The sequence below is a fragment of the Winogradskyella wandonensis genome (assembly GCF_004346845.1).
Taxonomy (GTDB): domain Bacteria; phylum Bacteroidota; class Bacteroidia; order Flavobacteriales; family Flavobacteriaceae; genus Winogradskyella; species Winogradskyella wandonensis.
This window is the reverse complement of sequence record NZ_SMGI01000002.1, coordinates 190,703-213,003: the sequence shown is the minus strand read 5'-3', so window position 1 is coordinate 213,003 and position 22,301 is coordinate 190,703. Positions and strand designations below refer to the sequence as shown.

The 22,301-nt window shown below is 35.5% G+C and carries 20 protein-coding genes and 1 tRNA gene; 17 read left to right on the top strand and 4 right to left on the bottom strand.

What is annotated here, in order from left to right; translation table 11 throughout:
* The first annotated feature begins 130 nt into the window (after positions 1–130).
* From mraZ to wecB, 17 genes are all read left to right on the top strand, one after another.
* The gene (gene mraZ, locus DFQ05_RS05805) at positions 131–601 is read left to right on the top strand and encodes a division/cell wall cluster transcriptional repressor MraZ (RefSeq protein WP_132704462.1); all 471 of its coding nucleotides are present in this window, start codon (positions 131–133) and stop codon (positions 599–601) included.
* Positions 588–1,484, top strand: coding sequence for a 16S rRNA (cytosine(1402)-N(4))-methyltransferase RsmH (rsmH, locus tag DFQ05_RS05800; RefSeq protein ID WP_132704461.1), 897 nt, complete (start codon positions 588–590; stop codon positions 1,482–1,484). Before mraZ ends, rsmH begins: the two co-directional genes overlap by 14 nt.
* A complete protein-coding gene (locus DFQ05_RS05795; protein ID WP_132704460.1) occupies positions 1,481–1,798 on the top strand; it encodes an FtsL-like putative cell division protein in 318 nt (105 codons plus the stop codon). The genes rsmH and DFQ05_RS05795 overlap by 4 nt, the downstream gene beginning before the upstream one ends.
* Positions 1,799–1,855: 57 nt before the next feature.
* A complete protein-coding gene (locus DFQ05_RS05790) occupies positions 1,856–3,814 on the top strand; it encodes a penicillin-binding protein (protein ID WP_132705090.1) in 1,959 nt (652 codons plus the stop codon).
* Positions 3,811–5,274 (top strand): UDP-N-acetylmuramoyl-L-alanyl-D-glutamate--2,6-diaminopimelate ligase, encoded by a 1,464-nt coding sequence (locus DFQ05_RS05785; protein ID WP_132704459.1) that lies wholly within the window; start codon positions 3,811–3,813, stop codon positions 5,272–5,274. The genes DFQ05_RS05790 and DFQ05_RS05785 overlap by 4 nt, the downstream gene beginning before the upstream one ends.
* A gap of 4 nt (positions 5,275–5,278) precedes the next feature.
* The gene (mraY, locus tag DFQ05_RS05780) at positions 5,279–6,520 is read left to right on the top strand and encodes a phospho-N-acetylmuramoyl-pentapeptide-transferase (RefSeq protein WP_132704458.1); all 1,242 of its coding nucleotides are present in this window, start codon (positions 5,279–5,281) and stop codon (positions 6,518–6,520) included.
* On the top strand, positions 6,521–7,852 hold the full coding sequence (murD, locus tag DFQ05_RS05775; RefSeq protein ID WP_132704457.1) for a UDP-N-acetylmuramoyl-L-alanine--D-glutamate ligase: 1,332 nt from the start codon (positions 6,521–6,523) through the stop codon (positions 7,850–7,852). It abuts the gene before it with no gap.
* An 83-nt stretch (positions 7,853–7,935) separates the two neighbouring features.
* Complete coding sequence (locus DFQ05_RS05770) at positions 7,936–9,135, top strand: FtsW/RodA/SpoVE family cell cycle protein (protein WP_132704456.1); 1,200 nt, start codon at positions 7,936–7,938, stop codon at positions 9,133–9,135.
* Positions 9,136–9,171: 36 nt separating this feature from the next.
* Entirely contained in the window at positions 9,172–10,311 is a 1,140-nt protein-coding gene (gene murG / locus DFQ05_RS05765) for an undecaprenyldiphospho-muramoylpentapeptide beta-N-acetylglucosaminyltransferase (protein WP_132704455.1), read from the top strand.
* Between the two features lie 26 nt (positions 10,312–10,337).
* Positions 10,338–11,720 carry a UDP-N-acetylmuramate--L-alanine ligase gene (gene murC / locus DFQ05_RS05760; RefSeq protein ID WP_277871518.1) on the top strand — a complete coding sequence of 461 codons (1,383 nt, stop codon included), beginning with the start codon at positions 10,338–10,340 and terminating at the stop codon, positions 11,718–11,720.
* Positions 11,710–12,429, top strand: coding sequence for a cell division protein FtsQ/DivIB (locus DFQ05_RS05755; RefSeq protein WP_132704453.1), 720 nt, complete (start codon positions 11,710–11,712; stop codon positions 12,427–12,429). Before murC ends, DFQ05_RS05755 begins: the two co-directional genes overlap by 11 nt.
* A 3-nt stretch (positions 12,430–12,432) precedes the next feature.
* Positions 12,433–13,755: a cell division protein FtsA gene (ftsA, locus tag DFQ05_RS05750; protein ID WP_132704452.1), complete on the top strand. Its 1,323-nt coding sequence runs from the start codon at positions 12,433–12,435 to the stop codon at positions 13,753–13,755.
* A 57-nt stretch (positions 13,756–13,812) separates the two neighbouring features.
* Positions 13,813–15,741 carry a cell division protein FtsZ gene (ftsZ, locus tag DFQ05_RS05745; protein ID WP_132704451.1) on the top strand — a complete coding sequence of 643 codons (1,929 nt, stop codon included), beginning with the start codon at positions 13,813–13,815 and terminating at the stop codon, positions 15,739–15,741.
* 116 nt (positions 15,742–15,857) lie between these two features.
* Entirely contained in the window at positions 15,858–16,307 is a 450-nt protein-coding gene (locus DFQ05_RS05740; protein ID WP_132704450.1) for a GatB/YqeY domain-containing protein, read from the top strand.
* 50 nt (positions 16,308–16,357) lie between these two features.
* Positions 16,358–16,431, top strand: a tRNA-Arg gene (locus DFQ05_RS05735).
* Positions 16,432–16,625: 194 nt separating this feature from the next.
* Entirely contained in the window at positions 16,626–17,471 is an 846-nt protein-coding gene (locus tag DFQ05_RS05730; RefSeq protein ID WP_132704449.1) for a zinc-dependent peptidase, read from the top strand.
* Between the two features lie 65 nt (positions 17,472–17,536).
* Positions 17,537–18,637, top strand: a complete 1,101-nt coding sequence (gene wecB, locus DFQ05_RS05725) for a non-hydrolyzing UDP-N-acetylglucosamine 2-epimerase (protein ID WP_132704448.1) — start codon at positions 17,537–17,539, stop codon at positions 18,635–18,637.
* On the opposite strand, the gene rpe is transcribed toward wecB, so the two are convergent.
* The 4 genes from rpe to DFQ05_RS05705 all read right to left on the bottom strand — a co-directional run bounded on the left by rpe (position 18,627) and on the right by DFQ05_RS05705 (position 22,264).
* Positions 18,627–19,289, bottom strand: a complete 663-nt coding sequence (rpe, locus tag DFQ05_RS05720; RefSeq protein ID WP_132704447.1) for a ribulose-phosphate 3-epimerase — start codon at positions 19,287–19,289, stop codon at positions 18,627–18,629. The two genes, wecB and rpe, sit on opposite strands and share 11 nt — an antisense overlap.
* 459 nt (positions 19,290–19,748) lie before the next feature.
* Positions 19,749–20,612, bottom strand: coding sequence for a sigma-70 family RNA polymerase sigma factor (locus DFQ05_RS05715; protein WP_008270568.1), 864 nt, complete (start codon positions 20,610–20,612; stop codon positions 19,749–19,751).
* A 96-nt stretch (positions 20,613–20,708) separates the two neighbouring features.
* Entirely contained in the window at positions 20,709–21,083 is a 375-nt protein-coding gene (locus DFQ05_RS05710) for a hypothetical protein (RefSeq protein ID WP_132704446.1), read from the bottom strand.
* Between the two features lie 107 nt (positions 21,084–21,190).
* Complete coding sequence (locus DFQ05_RS05705) at positions 21,191–22,264, bottom strand: hypothetical protein (RefSeq protein ID WP_132704445.1); 1,074 nt, start codon at positions 22,262–22,264, stop codon at positions 21,191–21,193.
* Positions 22,265–22,301: the final 37 nt, after the last annotated feature.

Genomic DNA, 22,301 nt, shown 5'->3' with positions numbered 1-22,301 from the left:
CTCGTATTTTTTGTTTTTTATCGAAAAAAGGAAAACTTATCAACAAAAGTGGTAAAATGTGGTAAAATGTGGGTATTTTTTCAATATATTTGATTTTATAATTGTTTGAAACCTTTTTTGACCCAATCGTTTGAATGCATTAATAGGAACATACGAAGTAAAAGCCGATGCTAAAGGCAGGCTAATGTTGCCAGCTGTTTTAAAGAAACAGCTGGCGCCTGTTGTGCAATCTGGTTTTGTATTAAAGCGTGCTGTTTTTCAGCCTTGCTTAGAGTTATATCCTATGCCAGAATGGGAAAAATTAATGCAAAAAGTAAATAAGCTTAACCGTTTTAATAAAAAGAATGATGCTTTTATACGTCGCTTTACAGCAGGTGTAAAAGTGGTCGAAGTGGATACTACGGGTCGCTTACTAATTCCAAAAGATTTGTTGTCTTTTTCAGGAATTACCAAGCAAACCGTGTTAGCGTCAGCAGTAAATATTGTTGAAATCTGGGATAAAGAAAAGTACGAAAAAGCAATAGATGATGCGGCTCTCGATTTTGCAGATTTGGCAGAAGAGGTTATGGGACAAGACGATGTAGCAGATGGATTATCATAATGCGGTACTATTAAAAGAAACGGTCGATGGTTTAGATATAAAACCAAATGGTGTTTATGTCGATGTCACTTTTGGTGGCGGTGGGCATAGCCGAGAAATTTTAAAAAGGCTCGGTCCAGACGGAAAGCTTTTTGCATTTGATCAAGATACGGATGCTTTAGCTAATGTAATAGATGACGACAGGTTTACATTAATCAATGAAAACTTTAGGTACATCAAACGTTTTTTAAAATTCTATGGCGTAAAAGAGGTTGATGGCATTTTAGCTGATTTTGGCGTATCGTCGCATCAGTTTGATGTTCCAGAAAGAGGTTTTTCTACGCGTTTTGAAGCTGATTTAGATATGCGGATGAATCAAGACAGTGAGCTTTCCGCTTACCAAGTGGTTAATGATTACGACGAGGAAGATTTACGACGTGTTTTTGCTATGTATGGCGAATTAAGACAAGCACCAGCTATGGCTAGAGTGATGTGTGAAGAAAGAGAAATAAAAGAAATAAAAACCAGTGAAGAACTTAAAACGGTTTTAAACCGGTTTTTAAATCATAGGAAAGAAAATAAAGTGTTGGCTCAGATTTATCAAGCTATTAGAATAGAGGTAAATCAAGAAATAGAAGCACTAAAAGAATTATTAATCCAAACGCCAGAGATTTTGAAAAAAGGAGGGCGTTTAAGTTTTATCTCGTATCACTCTTTAGAGGATAGATTGGTAAAGCGATTTATTAGAAACGGCATGTTTGAAGGTGAACCGGAACGAGATATGTTTGGGAATTTCGAAGTTCCGTTAAAGAAGATAGGAGGTTTAATTGTGCCAACACAAGAAGAAATAAAAGCAAATAACAGAGCACGCAGTGCAAAACTAAGAGTCGCAGAGAAATTGTGAAAAAAAGTATCTACAGCATATTAAGAGGTACATTTCTAATCAGTGATGATTCGTTTAAAAATTGGCGGGTCATTCTTTTTATTTCAGGGCTAGCCATAATCATGATTGCAAGCGCGCATAGTGCCGATAAAAAGGTCTATGAAATTTCACGATTAACTAACGAAGCAAAAGAATTGCGTTCGGCATTTATGGATGGTCGCTCCAAATTAATGCGATTAAAAATGGAATCTACCATAGAAAAAAAGGTAGCGGAAAAAGGACTTGAAATTTCTGAAGTTCCTCCGAAAAAAATCAGAATTAAAAGACAAGAGTAAGCTTTGGCAACATCAGAAACTAACATATTAAACAGATTGTACTTCGTAGCAGGCTGTATGTTTGTCTTTGCTTTGGCCGTAGTCTTTAAGCTTTGCTCGATACAATTTATTCATGGGGACAAGTACCGTGCTATGGCGCAAAAGCGTACCATCAAAGCATTCGAAATTCCTGCTAATCGTGGTAATATCTACTCTGCCGATGGTAGCCTTTTAGCTATGTCTATTCCCAAATATGATATTGCCATAGACGCTGTGACGTCTTCAGAAAAAAACTTCAAAAAGTACATAAAACCACTTTGCGATTCTTTGGCGGCTTTTACTGGGAAATCTTCAAACAGTTTCGAACAGAAAATTAAAAAAGCGCGGAAAACAAAAAATCAGTATTTGTTGTTATTGCGAAATCTTTCCTATTCAGATTTTATTAGAGTAAGAAATTTTCCATTGTTCAAATTAGGAGCTGTTCGCGGTGGCTTTGTATATAATCAAACCACAAAACGAGAGCATCCAATGGGTGGTATTGCAGAACGCTCTATTGGTTACGAGCGTATTGACGAAAACAATTATGCAACACGAGTTGGAATTGATGGCGCTTTTGGGAAGGATTATTTAAGAGGCGAAAACGGAAAAAGGCTTAAACAAAAAATCGGAAATGGTGAGTGGAAGCCGTTACGAGATGCCAACGAAATTGAGGCAAAAGATGGTTATGATATTTATACGACCATCGATGTTAATATCCAAGATATAGCACATCATTCATTATTGGGGCAGCTAGAAAAATATGAAGCAGACCACGGTTGCGTGGTGGTTATGGATGTAAAAACAGGAGAGATTAAAGCCATATCTAACCTTGGTAGAGGTAAAAGTGGTAAATATTACGAGCGTCTTAACTACGCTGTAGGCGAGAGTCACGAGCCTGGGTCAACTTTTAAAGTGATGGCAATGATGGCAGCTTTAGAAGATAAGGTTATTGATACTTCTACTGTGGTCGACACCAAAAATGGTCGAAAAATGTTTTATGGGCGTCCTATAAACGACTCAGGAGAAGGACATGGTAAAATTTCTGCAGCACGGGCATTAGAAGTGTCTTCAAATATTGGATTGGCAACAATCGTAGACGACAATTATTCAAAAACCCCAGAGAAATTCTTAAAAAGACTACGAGATTGGAAGCTGGACCAGAAGTTAGGTGTCGCAATTATTGGCGAGGGTCAACCAGTTATACCAAAACCTGGAGACAAAATTTGGAGTAGAAACGCATTACCTTCTATGGCATATGGTTATAACATGCAATTAACGCCGCTTCAGACATTAGCTTTTTACAACGCCATTGCAAACAACGGTCAGCTTATAAAACCAAGATTTTTAAGAGCTGTAAAAGAATTTGATAGACCTATAGAGATTTTTGAAAAAGAAGTATTGGTAGATAAACTATGCTCTAACCAAACGCTCTCTAAAATAAAAGAAATCCTAAAAAACATTGTTGTTCGTGGTACAGGTAAGAAGTTGTATTCCGAAACCTTTTCTATGGCTGGTAAAACAGGCACAGCTCGAACAGATTATGCCAATTACGAAGAGTGGCGCAAAGACCCAAAGTATGTGTCCTCTTTTGCGGGTTATTTTCCTGCCGAAAATCCTAAATATTCATGTATTGTAGTAATTCACAAACCAAGTACAGAAGTCGGTTTTTATGGTGCAGATGTGTCGGGTCCAGTATTTAAGCGCATAGCTCAAAAAATTTATACAGACACACCTCTTGTAGAAGAAATACAGACTGTTGAGTTTAAAAACCCAAAGGTTGTTCAGGATTTCGAAAAATTTAACTCAGTATCAAATACCTATAAAACCATAATGCCAGATTTGGTAGGTATGCCGGCCATGGACGCCGTAGCCTTTTTAGAGAATATGGAGGTCGATGTTAAGGTGAAATTAAATGGAAGCGGTGTTGTTACAGCACAATCTATTTCAAAAAATATAAAACTTAAACCTAATCAAACTATCGTACTAGACGCATCGTGAAACTTTTAAAAGACATATTATACAAGGTTAAGATTAATGCTGTTGTGGGTAGTACTAGTATTACTATTAATAAAATTGAATTCGATTCGCGTAAAATTGAATCAAATGATGTTTTTGTGGCATTAGTAGGAACACTGTCAGACGGACATGACTATATATCCAAGTCAATTAAGGATGGTGCGGTTGCCGTGGTTTGTCAAAATTTACCCGAAGAATTAGTTGATAATGTTACCTATATAGAGGTAGAGAATTCTAATGAAGCTCTAGCTTTTATGGCGGCAAACTATTACGAAAATCCTTCGGAAAACTTGAAGTTAGTCGGTACAACAGGGACTAATGGTAAGACTACTGTTAGTTCCTTGCTTTACCAATTATTCAAAAAAGCAGGTTATAAGGTTGGGTTGTTATCTACTGTAAAGATAATGGTGGATAATGTGGAATATAAAGCAACACATACAACTCCAGATTCGCTTACTATAAACAAGTATTTACAGTTAATGAACGAGCAAGGTGTGGAGTTTTGCTTCATGGAAGTGAGTTCTCACGGTATACACCAGTGTAGGACGCAAGGGTTGCATTTTGCAGGCGGAATTTTCACCAACTTATCGCATGACCATTTAGACTATCACAACACATTTGCAGAGTATCGCGATGTAAAAAAAGCGTTTTTCGATGATTTACCAAAAACAGGCTTTTGTCTAGTAAATACAGACGATAAAAATGGCTTGGTAATGATGCAAAATACCAATGCAAAAAAATACACCTACGCTCTTAAAACTTATGCCGATTACAAAGCGCAAATTTTAGAAAATCAGTTCGGAGGTTTGCTTTTAAAGTTAAATGACAATGAGGTTTGGACAAGACTAATAGGCAATTTTAACGCTTATAATCTTTTAGCAATATACGCAGCCTCAGAATTATTAGGTCTAGAAAATGAAGAAAGCCTTAGGTATATAAGTGAATTAGAAAGTGTTAGCGGACGTTTTGAATATTTTGTGTCAGACGAAAAAATCACGGCTATTGTCGATTACGCACACACGCCAGATGCTTTAAAAAATGTTCTTGAAACCATCAATTCTATCAGAACAAAAAACGAACAATTAATAACTGTTGTTGGCTGTGGCGGTGATAGAGATGCAGCTAAAAGACCAAAAATGGGGCATATCGCTTCAGCATTGAGTACAAAAGTCATTTTTACTAGCGATAATCCTAGAACAGAAGACCCACAGACCATTATTAATGATATAGAAGATGGTGTAGAACCTCAGAATTTTAAGAAGGTACTCTCAATTTTAGATAGAAAACAAGCGATAAAAACAGCATGTCAATTAGCGCAGCCTAATGATATTATTCTTATCGCAGGTAAAGGTCATGAGACCTATCAAGAAATCAATGGAGAGCGTACGGATTTTGACGATTACCAGATTGTGAGTCAACTATTAAAACAATTGCAAAAGTAAACCTATGTTATACTACCTATTCGATTATTTAGAAAAGCAGTTTCAGTTTCCTGGAGCTTCACTCTTTGGGTTTCTAACGTTTAGGGCTGCTATTGCGATGATTCTTTCTCTGTTAATTTCAATTGTATACGGTAAACGTATTATTCGCTATTTACAGCGTCAGCAAGTGGGCGAAACTATAAGAGATTTAGGTCTCGAAGGTCAAGCTGAAAAAGCGGGTACACCAACTATGGGTGGCATCATAATTATTCTCGCCACTTTAATTCCCGTACTTCTGTTAGCTAAGTTGGCTAATATATATATTATATTATTGATAGTCACCACGGTTTGGATGGGTGCTATAGGATTCATAGATGACTATATCAAGAAATTCAAGAATGATAAAGATGGTTTAAAAGGGAAATTCAAAGTTTTAGGTCAAGTTGGTTTAGGCATTATCATAGGGGCGACACTTTACTTTCATCAAGATGTAACGATGAAAGAGAAGTTACCGATTGAACAACAAAAAGTCTTATTGGCAGAAAATCCTGATATCGAACCTTCTAAACTATTTGAAGCCGAAGAAAAATCAACCAAAACCACAATTCCTTTTGTAAAGAATAATGAATTCGATTATGCCGATTTAGTGACTTGGATAAGTCCAAGTCTTGAAAAATACGCATGGATTATCTTCATATTAGCAGCTATATTTATTATCACAGCAGTTTCTAACGGCGCAAATCTTACAGATGGTATTGATGGTTTAGCTGCCGGCACATCAGCCATAATTGTACTCACGTTAGGCATATTTGCATGGGTCTCAGGTAATATTATTTTCTCAGAATATCTCAACATTATGTACATACCACGTGTAGAGGAAATCACTATCTACATTGCGGCATTTGTAGGAGCGCTAATCGGGTTTTTATGGTATAACACGTATCCAGCTCAAGTATTTATGGGTGATACAGGAAGTTTAACTATAGGAGGAATTATTGCTGTGATTGCAATTGCTGTTCGTAAAGAATGGTTAATACCAATTCTTTGCGGCATCTTTTTAGCTGAGAATTTATCTGTGGTTATGCAGGTAAGCTATTTCAAATACACAAGAAAAAAATATGGCGAAGGAAGGCGAATTTTTAAGATGTCGCCTTTGCATCATCATTATCAAAAATCAGGATATCACGAAAGTAAAATTGTTACCAGATTCTGGATTATCGGAATACTGCTGGCGATACTTACCATAGTGACATTGAAAATTAGATAAATGAAAAGGCTTGTAATTCTTGGAGGAGGCGAAAGTGGTGTTGGTACAGCGCTATTAGGAAAAGCAAAAGGTTATGAGGTCTTTGTTTCGGATAAAGGTGAAATAAAAAAGAAGTACAAGGACGTTCTTTTACATAATGAGATTGAATGGGAAGAAAAACAACATTCCGAACATAAAATTCTGAATGCTGATATCGTAATGAAAAGCCCAGGGATTCCAGATAAAGTGAATTTGGTAAAACAGATTAGAGAAGCAGATATACCTATAGTTTCGGAGATTGAATTTGCTTCAAATTATACAAATGCAACTTTGGTAGCAATAACTGGAAGTAATGGTAAAACAACAACAGCGAGTTTGACGCATCATATACTAAAGCAAGAATTAAACATCGGTTTAGCAGGTAATATAGGTGATAGTTTTGCAAAGCAAATCTTGGAAGAGGATTATGAAAATTACGTGCTTGAGGTTAGTAGTTTTCAATTAGATGATATTAAAGATTTTAAACCCAAAATTGCTATTCTAACGAACATCACTCCGGATCATCTAGATCGCTACGATTACAAGTTCGAAAACTATATCGCTTCAAAATTCAGAATTATAGAAAACCAGACTGAAGACGATTTTTTCATTTACGATGCGGATGACCCAGTGATAGAAAGTTGGATGAAATCTAATCCTATAAAATCTCAAAAGTTACCATTTTCATTAACGAAAAATTTTGAAAATGGTGCATTTATAAAGGATAAAAATATAATAATAACTATTGATAATAATCAAATAACTATGCCAATTAAAAAACTAGCATTAGACGGAAAACACAACGTTAAAAATGCCATGGCTGCATCGACAGCCGCTCACTTGCTTAAGATTAGGAAGCAAACAATTAGAGAGAGTTTAGAAAACTTTCAGGGCGTTGAGCACAGACTAGAAAATGTGCTTAGAATTAATAAAGTTCAATACATCAACGACTCTAAAGCAACAAACGTCAACGCAACTTATTTTGCCTTAGAGAGTATGCAAGCCCCTACAATTTGGATTGTTGGTGGTGAGGATAAAGGAAACGACTACAAAGAATTATTTCCTTTTGTAAACGAAAAGGTAAAAGCAATCATTTGCCTAGGCGTAGATAATGCCAAACTCATGGAAACTTTTGGGAACATGGTGGACGTCATTATCGAAACTCAGTTTATGAGTGAAGCTGTAAAAATTGCTTACAAAATTGCAAGCGCGGGTGATAATGTGTTGCTGTCTCCGGCATGTGCAAGTTTTGATTTGTTTGAAAATTACGAAGACAGAGGTCGCCAATTTAAAGAAGCAGTAAGAAAATTATAATTATGGTGGTTGAGGTTCTCGAAACCACAAAAAAGAACTTTTATGGATGTCTTCGAGAGGCTCAGTCATCATAAACTATTAAAATGCAAGGTGTTTTTAGAAATATAAAAGGAGATAGGCTTATTTGGGCAATAGCAACTTTATTGGCTATTTTCTCATTTTTACCTGTTTACTCGGCAGCTAGTAATTTGGCATATACTGGCGGTTCAGGGAATACATTTTCTTATTTATTAAAACATTTCATGCATTTGTTTTTAGGCTTTACCATTATGTACGCTGTACATAAAATTCCTTACAGGTATTTTAGGGGGCTTTCAATGGTAATGATACCTGTGGTTATTGTTTTGCTAGTTGTCACTGTACTTCAAGGAACAACCATCGATGGCGCTAATGCAAGCAGATGGATAAAAATTCCATTTATTAATATGTCTTTTCAGACGTCTAATCTAGCGTCGGTTGTTTTAATGGTTTACGTTGCAAGATATCTGTCCAAAATAAAGGATAAAAGAATAACATTTAAAGAGACAATTCTGCCTTTATGGATACCCGTTTTTATAGTGCTGATGTTAATATTGCCTGCAAATTTCTCGACAACAGCAATTATATTCTCTATGGTTGTTTTATTGACATTCTTAGGTGGTTATCCTATTCGCTATTTGCTAGTAATTATTGGCTCTGGAATTATGGCTCTAGTATTTTTTGTGCTTGTTGCAAAATCGTTTCCAGATGTTATGCCTAATCGTGTTGATACATGGATTAGTCGTATTGAAAACTTTGCAAATGGTGAAGATACCGAAGAAGATTATCAAATCGAAAATGCGAAAATAGCTATCGCATCTGGCGGAATTAACGGTTTAGGTCCGGGAAAAAGCAAACAAAAAAATATTTTACCGCAGTCGTCTTCGGATTTTATTTTTGCGATTATAGTCGAAGAGTACGGCTTGTTTGGCGGGCTATTTTTATTGGTAATGTATTCTTGGTTATTATTTAGGATAGTTATTGTATCACAAAAATCAGATACCATCTTCGGGAAACTTCTTGTACTGGGCGTTGGTTTACCTATTGTATTTCAAGCATTAATTAATATGGCTGTAGCTGTAGAATTATTTCCTGTCACGGGACAAACTTTACCACTAATTAGTAGTGGTGGAACATCAATTTGGATGACTTGTATGGCTATTGGTATTATATTAAGTGTCAGTGCAAAGCGCGAAGAAATAAAAGCAAAAGAAGACGAAATTAGGGAAGACAACCCTCTCGATATTTTGTCAGAAACTATATAAGAGAATGTTTCCTCGAGCGCAGTCGAGAGGTCAATAATGAAAGAGAGAAAATCAAAATATAAGTTCATATTATCAGGCGGTGGAACAGGCGGACATATCTATCCTGCAATCGCTATTGCTAACGAATTAAAATCGCGTTATCCCAACGCAGAGTTTTTATTCGTTGGGGCAAAAGACCGCATGGAAATGGAAAAAGTGCCTCAAGCAGGTTATAAGATTAAGGGACTTTGGATTTCTGGTATTCAGCGAAAGCTGACATTGAAGAACTTAATGTTTCCGATTAAGTTAATATCTAGTTTGTTTAAATCGAGACAAATCATAAGACAATTTAAACCAGATGTGGTCATAGGAACAGGAGGTTTCGCAAGTGGTCCATTGTTACAGATGGCAAATTCAAAAGGCATTCCGACATTGATACAAGAACAAAATTCTTATCCAGGAATCACAAATAAGCTTTTAAGTAAAAAGGCAAATTGTATCTGTGTAGCCTACGAAGGTTTAGAGCGATTTTTTCCGAAAGATAAAATTGTTTTAACTGGAAATCCGATTCGTAAAGAATTGATGGAGATAAATGGTAAAACTGAAATTGCAGAAAAAGAGTTTCAATTAGATGAAAATAAACTCACACTCTTGGTTTTAGGAGGAAGTTTAGGAGCGAGACGTATTAACGAACTTATTGAGTCTAAACTAAAATTCCTTAAAAACCACAACGTTCAACTTATTTGGCAGTGCGGAAAGCTATATATCGATAAATATCGCAAATTCAATAACCAAGAAAACGTTCAGGTACACGCCTTTTTAAATCAAATGGATTTAGCATATGCTGCGGCAAATATTATAATCTCTAGAGCTGGAGCAAGCTCAGTTTCAGAATTATGTGTTGTTGGTAAACCGGTAATTTTTATACCGTCTCCCAATGTTGCGGAGGACCACCAAACCAAAAATGCGCAAGCGATTGTAGATAAAAATGCAGCAGTTTTGTTAAAAGAGTCTCTGCTCGACACCAATTTTGAAGATACTTTTCATCAACTAATAGATTCTGAAGAAAATAGAAATCAATTAGGAAAGAATATTAAAAAACTAGCATTAATTAATGCAACAAAAGATATTGCAAACGAAGTAGAAAAGCTTTTAGAAGCCCATCTTCCGTCTTCCCAAAGGGAAGAAACTAATTAGTTATAGTGAGTAAGGAGAATAAAAATATTGACAACAGTGAGCAAGTCCTTTCCTTTGGAAAGGATTTAGGAAAGGCTAATGTTTACTTTATAGGCATTGGCGGTATCGGCATGAGTGCTCTGGCGCGCTATTTTGTGGCAAACGGAAACCAAGTGGCTGGGTACGACAAAACACCATCAGATATTACGCGAGCTTTAGAAGATTTAGGCGTTGCCATTCATTTTGAAGATGATTTTGATTTAATTCCGGAGCAATTTAAAAACCGTTCAGAAACATTGGTGGTTTACACGCCAGCAATACCAAATTCGCATTCGGAATTAAACTTTTTCAAATCGAATGATTTCGAGGTTAAAAAGCGTTCAGAAGTTCTCGGTGAAATTACAAAAAAAACGTTTTGTTTTGCAGTAGCAGGGACGCACGGTAAAACAACCACAACAAGCATTTTAGGACATTTGCTTAACGAATGCAACGTAAATATGACTGCTTTTTTAGGTGGAATAAGTGAGAATTACAATTCAAATTTAATTTTAAATGGTACTGAAGTTACAGTGGTAGAAGCAGATGAGTTTGATCGTTCGTTCTTAACCTTGTCACCAGATTATGCATGTATTACGTCTATGGATGCAGACCATTTGGATATCTATGGCGATGCTTCAGAATTAACTAAATCCTTCAAGGACTTCACAAAAAAAATTAAGCCAAAGGGCAAGTTGTTTGTTAAGAAAGGCTTACCAATTAGCGGTATTACTTACGGTATAGAAGATAATTCAGACTATACCGCACAAAATATTAGAATAGAAGATGGGAGTTATGTTTTTGATGTAAAAACGCCTAAAACTATTTTTAAAGATTTCAAATTTAACCTACCAGGTAGACATAACTTGTCTAATGCATTAATCGCCTTGGCAATGTCTGTAGAATATGGCATCCCTCAGCCGCAGCTTGCCAAGGCTTTAGCAACATACATGGGTGTTAAACGAAGATTCACCTATCAAATTAAAACCGAAAATTTAGTTTTTATAGATGATTATGCGCATCATCCGCAAGAAATAAATGCTGTACATCAAGCAATAAGGGAGATGTATCCAGACGATAAAGTCTTGGCAATATTTCAACCACATTTATTTTCAAGAACTAAAGATTTTGCAGACGAGTTTGCTATGGCATTAGGACAATTCGACGAGGTTTTGCTCCTAGATATTTATCCAGCTAGAGAACTGCCAATATCAGGTGTAAGTTCTGGATGGTTATTAGATAAAATTAGTAATCCAAGAAAAAAATTAGTTGCAAAAGATAGTTTAGTAGAGGCAATAAAAGAAACTTCGGCGAGGATAATACTAACTATCGGTGCAGGTGATATAGGAGAAGAGGTAAAAACAATTAAAAAAGCATTAGAGGTTGCGAGTTAATTACGGATATATAAAACTATTGGTTCTAATTGTATTAGTAGGGGTTTTGTATGCCTTTACAAACACTAGGAATAAGACACGTGTTATCACCAAACCAAGGATAGAATTTACCAGTTCTGACAATCTTTTCTTAACACATGATAATGTTAGTAAATTGTTAATACAAAATCCGAAAGGCCTTAATAATAAGAACAAAGAAATTATAGATTTGAATGAATTAGAATCTGCCCTAAATTCTAATCCAATGGTCAAAAATGCCGAAGTGTATATGTCTGTAAATGGGCAACTTTCGGCACAAATTGAGCAAAAAAGACCTATAGCTAGAGTGCATACAAACGCTTCATATTATATAGATGATGAAGGGTCATATATGCCTCTGTCGGCTAATTATTCAGCCAGAGTGCCTCTTGTTACAGGTACAGTTTATAAAACTAAGCTTGATAAAGTATATCAAATTGCTAAAGTTATAGATGAAGATCAATTTCTAAAACAGCATGTTATAGAAATTCGTCAAGACAAAAATGAAGAGATAAGTCTAAGATTACGGCAGTTTGACTTTGAGGTGAATGTCGGAGATTTAAGAAAACTCGAAAAGAAGATAAATAATTTTAAAGCTTTCTATAAAAAAGCAATAAAAGACAAAACAATAAACACGTATAGCAGTGTAAACTTAAGGTTTGATAACCAAGTGATATGCACCAAAAAATAGATTATGGAAAAGCATAATATTTCGGTAGGATTAGACATAGGAACCACAAAGATTGTGGCTATGATTGGTCGCAAAAATGAATACGGAAAGGTAGAAATTTTAGGTGTTGGTAAATCTAAGAGTTTAGGTGTGCACCGAGGTGTCGTAAATAATATTACACAAACCATACAATCGATACAGCAAGCTGTGCAAGAAGCAGAAGCAGCTGCATCAGAAAAGATTTCTGAAGTTACAGTTGGTATAGCAGGACAACATATCCGTAGCCTACAACATAGCGATTATATCACAAGAGCAAATTCAGAATTAGTAATAGATGAGACGGATATCGACCGTTTAATCAATCAAGTTCATAAGTTAGTAATGCTTCCTGGAGAGGAAATTATACATGTATTGCCACAGGAATTTAAAGTTGATGGCCAGGCTGAAATTAAGGAGCCAATCGGTATGTATGGTGGGCGATTAGAGGCTAATTTTCATGTGGTCGTTGGTCAAGTATCCTCAATCAGAAATATTGGACGCTGTGTTAAAAGTTCGGATTTAGAGTTAGAAGGTATAACACTTGAGCCTCTAGCATCAGCAAATGCTGTGCTAAGTCAAGAAGAAAAAGAAGCTGGTGTAGCATTAATAGACATAGGTGGTGGAACAACAGATTTAGCAGTGTTTAAAGACGGAATCATTCGTCACACAGCGGTAATTCCTTTTGGAGGAAATGTTATTACTGAAGACATCAAAGAAGGTTGTTCCATTATAGAAAAGCAGGCCGAATTATTAAAAATGAAATTTGGTTCAGCTTGGCCAGGAGAAAATAAAGACAACGAAATTGTTTCAATACCTGGTTTGCGTGGTCGTGACCCAAAAGAAATCACATTAAAAAATCTGTCTAAAATAATTCATGCGCGAGTTGTAGAAATTATTGAACAGGTTTATGTAGAAATAAAAAACTACGGACACGAAGAGCAGAAGAAGAAACTTATTGCAGGAATTGTCTTAACAGGTGGTGGAAGCCAGTTAAAGCACTTAAAGCAATTGGTAGAATATATTACAGGTATGGATACCAGAATAGGCTATCCAAACGAGCATTTAGCAGGTGGCAGTGACGAGGAAATTGCGAGCCCATTATTTGCTACAGCTGTAGGTTTAGTTATGGATGGTCTAAAAAGACAAGACAGAAAAATGGCTGAGAATGCAATAGAAGAAACTCATGAAGAGACTGAAGTTACCGCAGAAGAAACTATAGAAGCAGTTAAAGAAGTGCAAAAAGAACGTCGTTCGTTTTTAGATAAACTAACCGAGCGCGTTAAAGACTTTTTAGACAACGCAGAGTAGACAAACAAATAAGAATTAATTAATCAATACATATATAAAACCCATAATTAAGTTAATATGAGCAACAGCAACGAATTTGGGAATATTGCTTTCGACTTACCAAAAAATCAATCCAATGTTATTAAAGTTATTGGTGTTGGTGGTGGCGGAAGTAATGCAATCAATCACATGTTTCAACAAGGCATCAAAGGCGTAGATTTTGTAATCTGCAACACGGATGCGCAAGCCCTCCAAAACAGTGGTGTGCCAAATAAAATTCAGTTAGGTGTTAATCTAACAGAAGGCCTTGGTGCAGGCGCTAATCCAGATGTTGGTGAACAATCGGCAGTCGAGAGTTTAGAGGACATCCGACGCATGCTAGATACCAATACCAAAATGGTTTTTATCACCGCAGGAATGGGCGGTGGAACTGGTACAGGTGCCGCACCGATTATAGCAAAGATGGCCCGTGAGTTAGATATACTTACTGTTGGTATCGTAACAATGCCATTTCAGTTCGAAGGAAAAATGCGTAACGAGCAAGCCCAACGTGGTGTTGAGCGTTTACGTGAGCATGTAGACTCATTAATAGTAATCAACAATAATAAACTTCGTGAAGTTTATGGAAATCTCGGGTTTAAAGCAGGTTTCTCCAAAGCAGATGAAGTCTTATCAACAGCGTCAAGAGGAATTGCAGAAGTTATAACACATCACTACACACAAAATATCGATTTACGTGATGCTAAGACAGTGCTAAGCAATAGTGGTACGGCGATTATGGGTTCTGCAACAGCGTCTGGTCAGACTAGAGCGCAAGAAGCTATCATGAAAGCTTTAGATTCTCCATTACTTAATGATAATAAAATCACAGGAGCCAAAAACGTATTGTTGCTTATCGTTTCTGGTACTCAAGAAATTACAATTGACGAAATCGGAGAAATAAATGACCACATTCAGACAGAAGCTGGTCATGGTGCAAACATCATTATGGGTGTTGGCGAGGATGAGGCATTACAAGAATCTATTTCGGTAACAATAATTGCTACAGGGTTTAATATCGATCAGCAAAACGAAATCTCTAATACCGAGGCAAAGAAAGTGATTCACGCTTTAGAAGAAGATGATTTTAAGGATGATATAGAAGTTCAAGGAACTGATCCGGCAATTATATCTCCTGATATTGTTTTGGAGAAAGACAAGACCGAAGCTCCAATAATTCATACACTTACGGAAGAAGATTTTGAAGAAGCGCCATCTGTAATTGAAAACGAATTAATTAAAACAACAGATGCCATTAAAAACATTAACGTTATCTACGACGAGGTGCTTGATGCCAAGCCAGTTACAGACGAAGATTTTATAATTACACCAATTCAGAAGACTGAAATCGAACCAGTTGAAGAAAAGGAAGAAGAACAGATAACATTAACTTTTGACTTGCCATTATCTCAATTTGATGGTGAAAAAATTGAAGAGCCAGAAACAGGTGACGAAAAAATGCTTTTCCAACTAGAAGAAGAGGTTAAGGAAATTGATGTAACTGATCCTATCGAGTTAATTTCGGTGACGGAGGTTAATGAAGAAGGCGAAAAGCGTTATGCTCTAGATGATTTCACTTCTTCAGATTCAGACACATCGACTCAAGCAAAAACAGAAAAGGAAGTTAAGGAAGAAATAGTATTCGAAAAGAAAATTTTACCTACTGAAGAAACAGAAGATGCAGCGTCTTTAGATGAAATTGACCCAATGAATAGTCCGATTTCTGAAATATTAAAAGCAAGAGCTAATGAGCGTCGTCAGAAAATGAAGGACTTTAATTATAAGTTTAATAATGCAAAGATTGACGAAATAGAAAAAGAACCCGCATACAAACGTCAAGGTGTAAATTTAGAAGATACGCAACATTCTTCCGAGACTAATGCCTCACGAATGTCAGTAGGTACAGACGATAACGATGATATTCAATTAAGAAGTAATAATTCTTTTTTACACGATAATGTCGATTAATAATTAATCTATTGAAGTACGAGCTAAGTACGGAGATTAACCCGAGAAGTCCCTTAACTTTTCGGGTTTTGTTTTAATAGTTTAGTATCTTCGCAGACGAATAAAATTAAAAAGATATGAGCTTACAATCAGACATAATGACCGCAATGAAAGCGGCAATGAAAGATAAAGACCAAACGGCATTAGCGGCTTTAAGAGCTGTAAAATCCGAAATTTTATTGGCTCAAACATCTGGAGCAGAAGGAGAGTTAACAAAGGATGATGAGATTAAAATCTTATCTAAACTTGTAAAGCAAAGAAAAGATAGTGCAGCTATTTTTACAGAGCAAAATAGAGCTGATTTGGCAGAACCAGAGTTGGCACAAGCAGAAGTGATAAGTCAGTTTTTACCAGAGCAACTCGATGAAGCTGCAATTACAGTGGCTGTAGAAAAAGCTATCGCAGATACTGGCGCTCAAGGAATGAAGGACATGGGTAAAGTTATGGGAATTGTAAATAAACAGTTAGCAGGCCAAGCCGATGGTAAAACAATTTCAACTATTGTTAAGTCTAAATTAATGTCTTAATATATATTTTTGAGATGTCACCTTGAGCGCAGTCGCTAGATTTCTCAATAGGCCACGTAGCTCAGCTGAATAGAGCACTGGATTTCGGCTCCAGCGGTCGTAGGTTTGAATCCTACCGTGGTCACGAATAAATAGAATAGTCGTAAAAATGCTTAAACAGGTTTAGACATTTTTACGACTATTCTATTTTCAAAGCGGAACGTTTTGGGATATGTAATCCCTTCGAGGTCACAAATAAATAGTTCAATAAGAAAAAACGCTCAAGCTCGCTTGAGCATTTTTTATATGCATTAAAATAGTAAAAGTTTATATTTACATATGTTTTTGCCCCAATTTCTCGAAACCAGTTTTGGTTTAATACCAAATATTGTCTTATTCTCTTTTTTAGGGCTATTTGTTTTAAAGCATACTTATCGGTATGTCGAACAAACCTACGCAGAAGCTAACAAAAAACCATTGTTCTTAAATTTTGTTTTAATTCCTAAGAAATTGACTAACGAGCAAATACTTGTTTTAGAGAAACGATTTCAGTTTTACAATCAGCTCAATTCCAAGGAGCAGGACATATTTAAGCACCGATTAGCTACTTTTATATCAGACAAAAGTTTTTATGGTCGTGAGGATTTAGTGGTCACTGAGGAGATGAAAGTTTTGGTGTCCGCGACGGCAATCATGCTTACATTTGGATTTAAGAATTATACACTACCTATAATTAAAACGATACTCATTTATCCAAGACCTTTTTATTCAAAAATAAACGAGCAGCTCCACAAAGGCGAGGTAAACCCTATGTTAGGTGTTATCGCCTTTTCTTGGGAAGATTTTAAACATGGTTATGATATTAAAAATGATAATCTTAACCTTGGGATACACGAATTTGGACACGCGTTGCATCTTAATAGCTATAAAAGTAATGACGTAAGTGCTCTTATCTTCGGAGAAACTTTTAAAGATTTAAAGCGCTATTTAAAGGCTAATGATTACAAAAGAGAACAGTTAATAAACACAAAATATTTTAGAGCTTATGCCTATACAAACGAGTTTGAGTTCGTGGCAGTATTGGTTGAATGTTTTTTTGAAACCCCTAATGAGTTTAAATCTACCTTTCCAAATATTTATGATAAGGTAAAGGAGATGCTAAACTTTAATTTTGCAGGGTATTAATAGTTTGTATAAATAATTGCTAAAAGTGTAAATTTGAAAGAACTAAAATTCAGCTAAAATCCGAGATGTATAAAATTACAATAGTAGCAGGAGCACGCCCAAACTTTATGAAGATTGCGCCAATTATAAGTGCATTAAATAAAGCCAAAGATACTGGAGAAGATTTAGGTTATCGATTGGTGCATACAGGACAGCATTACGATAAAAATATGTCTCAAAGCTTTTTTGAGCAATTGGCAATACCAGAACCAAATACTAATCTTGAGTGTTCTGGCGGAACACAAGCTGAGCAAACAGCGAGTATTTTATTAGCTTTTGAAAAAGAGTTGAATAGCTTTCCTGCTGATTTAGTTTTAGTTGTTGGCGATGTAACATCCACCATGGCATGTACACTTGTGGCTAAAAAACTAGATATTAAAGTAGCTCATGTTGAAGGTGGAATCCGTTCTGGTGATATGACGATGCCAGAGGAAGTGAATAGGATTGTGACAGATAGTATTGCCGATTACTTTTTTACAACGTCGGAACTAGCAAATAAAAATTTATTAGAAGAAGGTAAGACAGAAAATCAGTTGTTCTTAGTAGGAAACACCATGATAGATACACTTTTGAATAATAAAAGCAGATTTTATAAACCTTCAATTTGGGACGCTCTAAAACTTGAAGCCCAAAACTATATGGTCTTAACAATGCATCGTCCTGCAAATGTAGACGAAGAGCGTAATCTCGAAGCAATGCTGAACGAAATTCTCAACCAAACAAGGGATTTGCCAATTGTATTTCCAGCACATCCACGAACGCAGAAAATATTATCACAGCTAGATGTAAATACTAAGCGTCTTTGTGTGGTTGAGCCTTTGAGTTATTTAGAATTTAATTATTTGGTACAACACGCCAAAGCCGTAATTACGGATTCTGGAGGAATTACTGAGGAAGCTTCTGTCATGAATGTACCTTGTCTAACACTTAGAGATAATACAGAACGCCCAGAAACTATCGAGTTAGGTACAAACGAATTAGTAGGCACAAATCCTCAGAATCTTAAATCTCATTTAGATAGACTCTTTAACAATCAATGGAAACAGACACAATCTATTCCGTTATGGGACGGGAAAACTGCTGAGCGTATTGTTGAGGTAATTACACAAAAGCTAATTAAGAATTAGCTAAACGCTTCAAATTAGCAATCGTTTCTGGCTGATTGTCACTTTTAAAAACGTGACTTCCAGCAACAAAAACATTCGCGCCAGCATCAGCCAGTTTTTTTATGTTTTGGTCCGTTACACCACCATCAATTTCAATAAGTGTATCTAAGCCTTGCTCGTCAATCATTTTACGAAGCTTCTTTACACGATTATAAGTAATGTCTTCGAATTTTTGCCCGCCAAAACCAGGATTTATGGACATAAGTAATACCATATAACATTCTGGTAAAATGTCTTCTAAAGCCGAAACAGGTGTTGTTAAGTTTAAAACAATTCCTGCTTTACAACCAGCCGCTTTTATTTGTCTTAGTGTACGGTGAAGATGCACAGTACTTTCGTGATGTACGGTGATAATATCAGCGCCAACTTTTGCAAATTCTTCAATATAGCGTTCTGGCTTTTCTATCATTAGATGCACGTCTAATGGTTTAGTAGCATGCTTTTTTATAGCGGCTATCACTGGCATTCCATAAGAAATATTTGGGACGAAATGCCCATCCATAACATCGATATGAAACCAATCGGCATCACTGTTGTTAACCATTTCTGTATCACGTTGGAGATTGCCGAAATCGGCAGCTAGCATTGAAGGCGCTATTAAGTTCGAAGCCATTTTTGTTGTGTTGTTGTTTGTGCAAAAGTAGGTAAAAAATGAAAGTTTGACTTATCAAAAGTTGACTAAAAAAACTTTTAATTGTTTTGCAAATATTTTTCGAATAAGGTTTTGAGTTTATCAAATAAACATATCTCGACTGTCGCTCGATATTGAAATAGCAACTTCAAAAAGTGATTCAAAATTCTTTTTATGAAACAGTGACAGTTTCTTTCAAAAAAAGAAGTAAATCTATTTGAAGAATATTTTAAGATACAACCTGCACAACAGTGGAAGTTCCTCTCCTTGGGAAGACAGAAGATGGGCTTCTAAAAAAAGTGAACCCACGGTAATCAGCCGTGGGTTCTTTCATCAATCAAAAAACGAACAGTTATGTTTTGTAACTGTTGTTACCGTAATTTAGTCGTAAATCGTATCGTAATCTAACAAAATTAATTAAAAATTAAAATAACGATATTACTATCCTAAATAAGTCTTTAATATTTTGCTTCGTGAGGTGTGTTTTAACCTACGAATTGCTTTTTCTTTTATCTGTCTTACACGCTCACGAGTCAAATCAAACGTTTCTCCAATTTCTTCTAAAGTCATTGGGTGTTGGTTACCTAAACCAAAATATAAACGAATCACATCTGCTTCACGAGGAGTTAATGTTTCAAGCGCACGCTCAATCTCTGTTCTAAGCGATTCGTGTAATAAATCTCTATCAGGGTTTGGAGACTCACCACTACGTAATACGTCGTAAAGGTTAGAATCTTCACCTTCAACAAGTGGTGCATCCATAGATACGTGACGCCCAGAATTTTTCATAGACTCTTTAACATCGTTAATAGTCATGTCTAATTCCTTAGCAATTTCTTCCGCAGATGGCGGACGCTCATGGCTTTGCTCTAAAAAGGCAAAGGTTTTATTGATTTTGTTAATAGAACCAATCTTATTAAGCGGTAAACGCACAATACGAGATTGCTCTGCTAATGCTTGTAAAATAGATTGCCTAATCCACCAAACGGCGTATGATATAAATTTAAAACCACGAGTTTCATCAAAACGTTGTGCAGCTTTAATCAAACCTAAATTACCTTCGTTAATTAAATCTGGTAATGTTAATCCTTGGTTTTGATATTGCTTTGCTACAGATACAACGAAACGTAAATTTGCCTTTGTTAACTTCTCTAAAGCGATTTGGTCACCAGCTTTAATACGCTGTGCCAATTCTACTTCTTCGTCTGCAGTAATAAGGTCTACTTTACCAATTTCTTGTAAATACTTGTCTAATGAAGCGGTTTCTCTGTTAGTAACCTGCTTGGTAATTTTAAGTTGTCTCATGTAAAATTATGTGTGCAATTTTTTCGGTGCAACACGATGTTGCGCTATAGTAATACGTACAGAATGTATGTTTTGTTACAAAAAAATAAAAATAATTTACAATTTGATGATTCGCACTGTATCTAAGTTAATTGCACTTGTGATTTCGTCGGAGAATTTATAATGCCCACGTTTAGTTATTAATCTAAATCTGTAGGACTTAATTTGGCTAAGCGTATTAAGGAATAGCCACTTGGATTTTAATAGCTTTGGCTTTACGCTCTTTAGGCTTAAATCAAATAAATATTTCCTACCTTCCTTTTCGGCTACAATATCAGGCGTAATTACAATATTACTTCCTTTCTTTAAAAAAGATTTCGGACTTTCAAAACCCTCAATATCGGCTTTGATATTTTGATAGCCTAAATTTTCTAAATAATTAATGGAATGTTCTAATTCTTCTTTGTAATTGTCTTTGTCTTGTTGTATCATAGTTTATAATATAATAAAATCAAGGAGAATTGCAAGTCTATAAATTAAAAGCCCAACAGTAATGTTGGGCTTTATAATTTGTGTTTGTTTTAAATGAGGTTGAAAAATTAGCAACCTACAGAAACGAGTATGATTTCTACAATGTATTCAGACATATTGTCTTCATCTACAATTTTTACAAAAATACTTTGATTATTCTCAGTGTTATTATAAATATCATCTGCGGTAATTGCATTTAAGTTGTTTTCTGCATCCTCAAGTGTTTCATGAAAACTAATTTCAGAATTTTCATTAATATCAAGGATGTCAATGATACATACTTCGTAATCACTTAAAACAAAATCAGAGATTTCTGAATTTGGCTCATTTTCGCAAACTTCGTATAGTAAACTCGCACATAAATCAAAATCTATATCGCATTTTTTATGCAATATTATCTCTCGGTCTTGATTTGTGAGTTTTATAGAATTATCGTCTAAATATTCTACAATCCAATCATAATTAAAAAACTCGGTGATGTCTTCGTTAGCTTCAACGAGATTAATATTTATATGTAGTTCACTTTCTATACTTAGAGCTGTCCATGACCCAATATAGTCTTCGCCTTCAAATGTAAAAGTGGTTAAGCCACTGGATTCTTCAAAAATGCCACCCAAATATGTGTTTTCGCCATCAAAACTATAGCCAACTCTAAATTTACAATCTTCAAGAAAAGCATTGCATTCTCCAACTCTTTCGATATCTAAACAATTATCAATCGATTGTCTAAGCTCTTCTTTATTAGTTATGGTAAATGCTTCTCCACTTTCCAGAGTTGCTGAAATAGGAAAGCTTATGCTTATAGAAAAGTTGTCATCTAAGTTTCCTAATAAGTCACTAAAATCATCATCATCTGTGACCGCATTTAAGGATACAAATTCATTGTTTTCGTCAAAAATGAATACGGATAGGGTGTAGTTAAAGTTAATACAGGTAATACTTTCATTTGGATTTTCGTTATCCGAAGAGATTTCTAATAAGTATCTAAATAAGTCTGAATCTTGAGTTATTTCTTCTAATGGTGAAAGCTGTATTTTTTCATTCTTATTACTTAAACTTTGGTTAATTGTATCATCATTGTCTTTGCTACATGATAACAGTGTAAGTATTAATGCCGAGTAAAATATAATTGTCTTTTTCATTTTGCAGTTTTTTGTTTATTGCTTTATTGACCTAACT

Coding starts and splice junctions, on each gene's coding strand:
- rpe (WP_132704447.1), bottom strand. CDS start 19,289: ATGGCTTCGAACTTAATAGCGCCTTCAATGCTAGCTGCCGATTTCGGC.
- mraY (WP_132704458.1), top strand. CDS start 5,279: ATGTTATACTACCTATTCGATTATTTAGAAAAGCAGTTTCAGTTTCCT.
- DFQ05_RS05710 (WP_132704446.1), bottom strand. CDS start 21,083: ATGATACAACAAGACAAAGACAATTACAAAGAAGAATTAGAACATTCC.
- DFQ05_RS05790 (WP_132705090.1), top strand. CDS start 1,856: ATGTTTGTCTTTGCTTTGGCCGTAGTCTTTAAGCTTTGCTCGATACAA.
- rsmH (WP_132704461.1), top strand. CDS start 588: ATGGATTATCATAATGCGGTACTATTAAAAGAAACGGTCGATGGTTTA.
- wecB (WP_132704448.1), top strand. CDS start 17,537: ATGTATAAAATTACAATAGTAGCAGGAGCACGCCCAAACTTTATGAAG.
- DFQ05_RS05705 (WP_132704445.1), bottom strand. CDS start 22,264: ATGAAAAAGACAATTATATTTTACTCGGCATTAATACTTACACTGTTA.
- murD (WP_132704457.1), top strand. CDS start 6,521: ATGAAAAGGCTTGTAATTCTTGGAGGAGGCGAAAGTGGTGTTGGTACA.
- ftsZ (WP_132704451.1), top strand. CDS start 13,813: ATGAGCAACAGCAACGAATTTGGGAATATTGCTTTCGACTTACCAAAA.
- ftsA (WP_132704452.1), top strand. CDS start 12,433: ATGGAAAAGCATAATATTTCGGTAGGATTAGACATAGGAACCACAAAG.
- DFQ05_RS05770 (WP_132704456.1), top strand. CDS start 7,936: ATGCAAGGTGTTTTTAGAAATATAAAAGGAGATAGGCTTATTTGGGCA.
- murG (WP_132704455.1), top strand. CDS start 9,172: ATGAAAGAGAGAAAATCAAAATATAAGTTCATATTATCAGGCGGTGGA.
- DFQ05_RS05730 (WP_132704449.1), top strand. CDS start 16,626: ATGTTTTTGCCCCAATTTCTCGAAACCAGTTTTGGTTTAATACCAAAT.
- DFQ05_RS05740 (WP_132704450.1), top strand. CDS start 15,858: ATGAGCTTACAATCAGACATAATGACCGCAATGAAAGCGGCAATGAAA.
- DFQ05_RS05715 (WP_008270568.1), bottom strand. CDS start 20,612: ATGAGACAACTTAAAATTACCAAGCAGGTTACTAACAGAGAAACCGCT.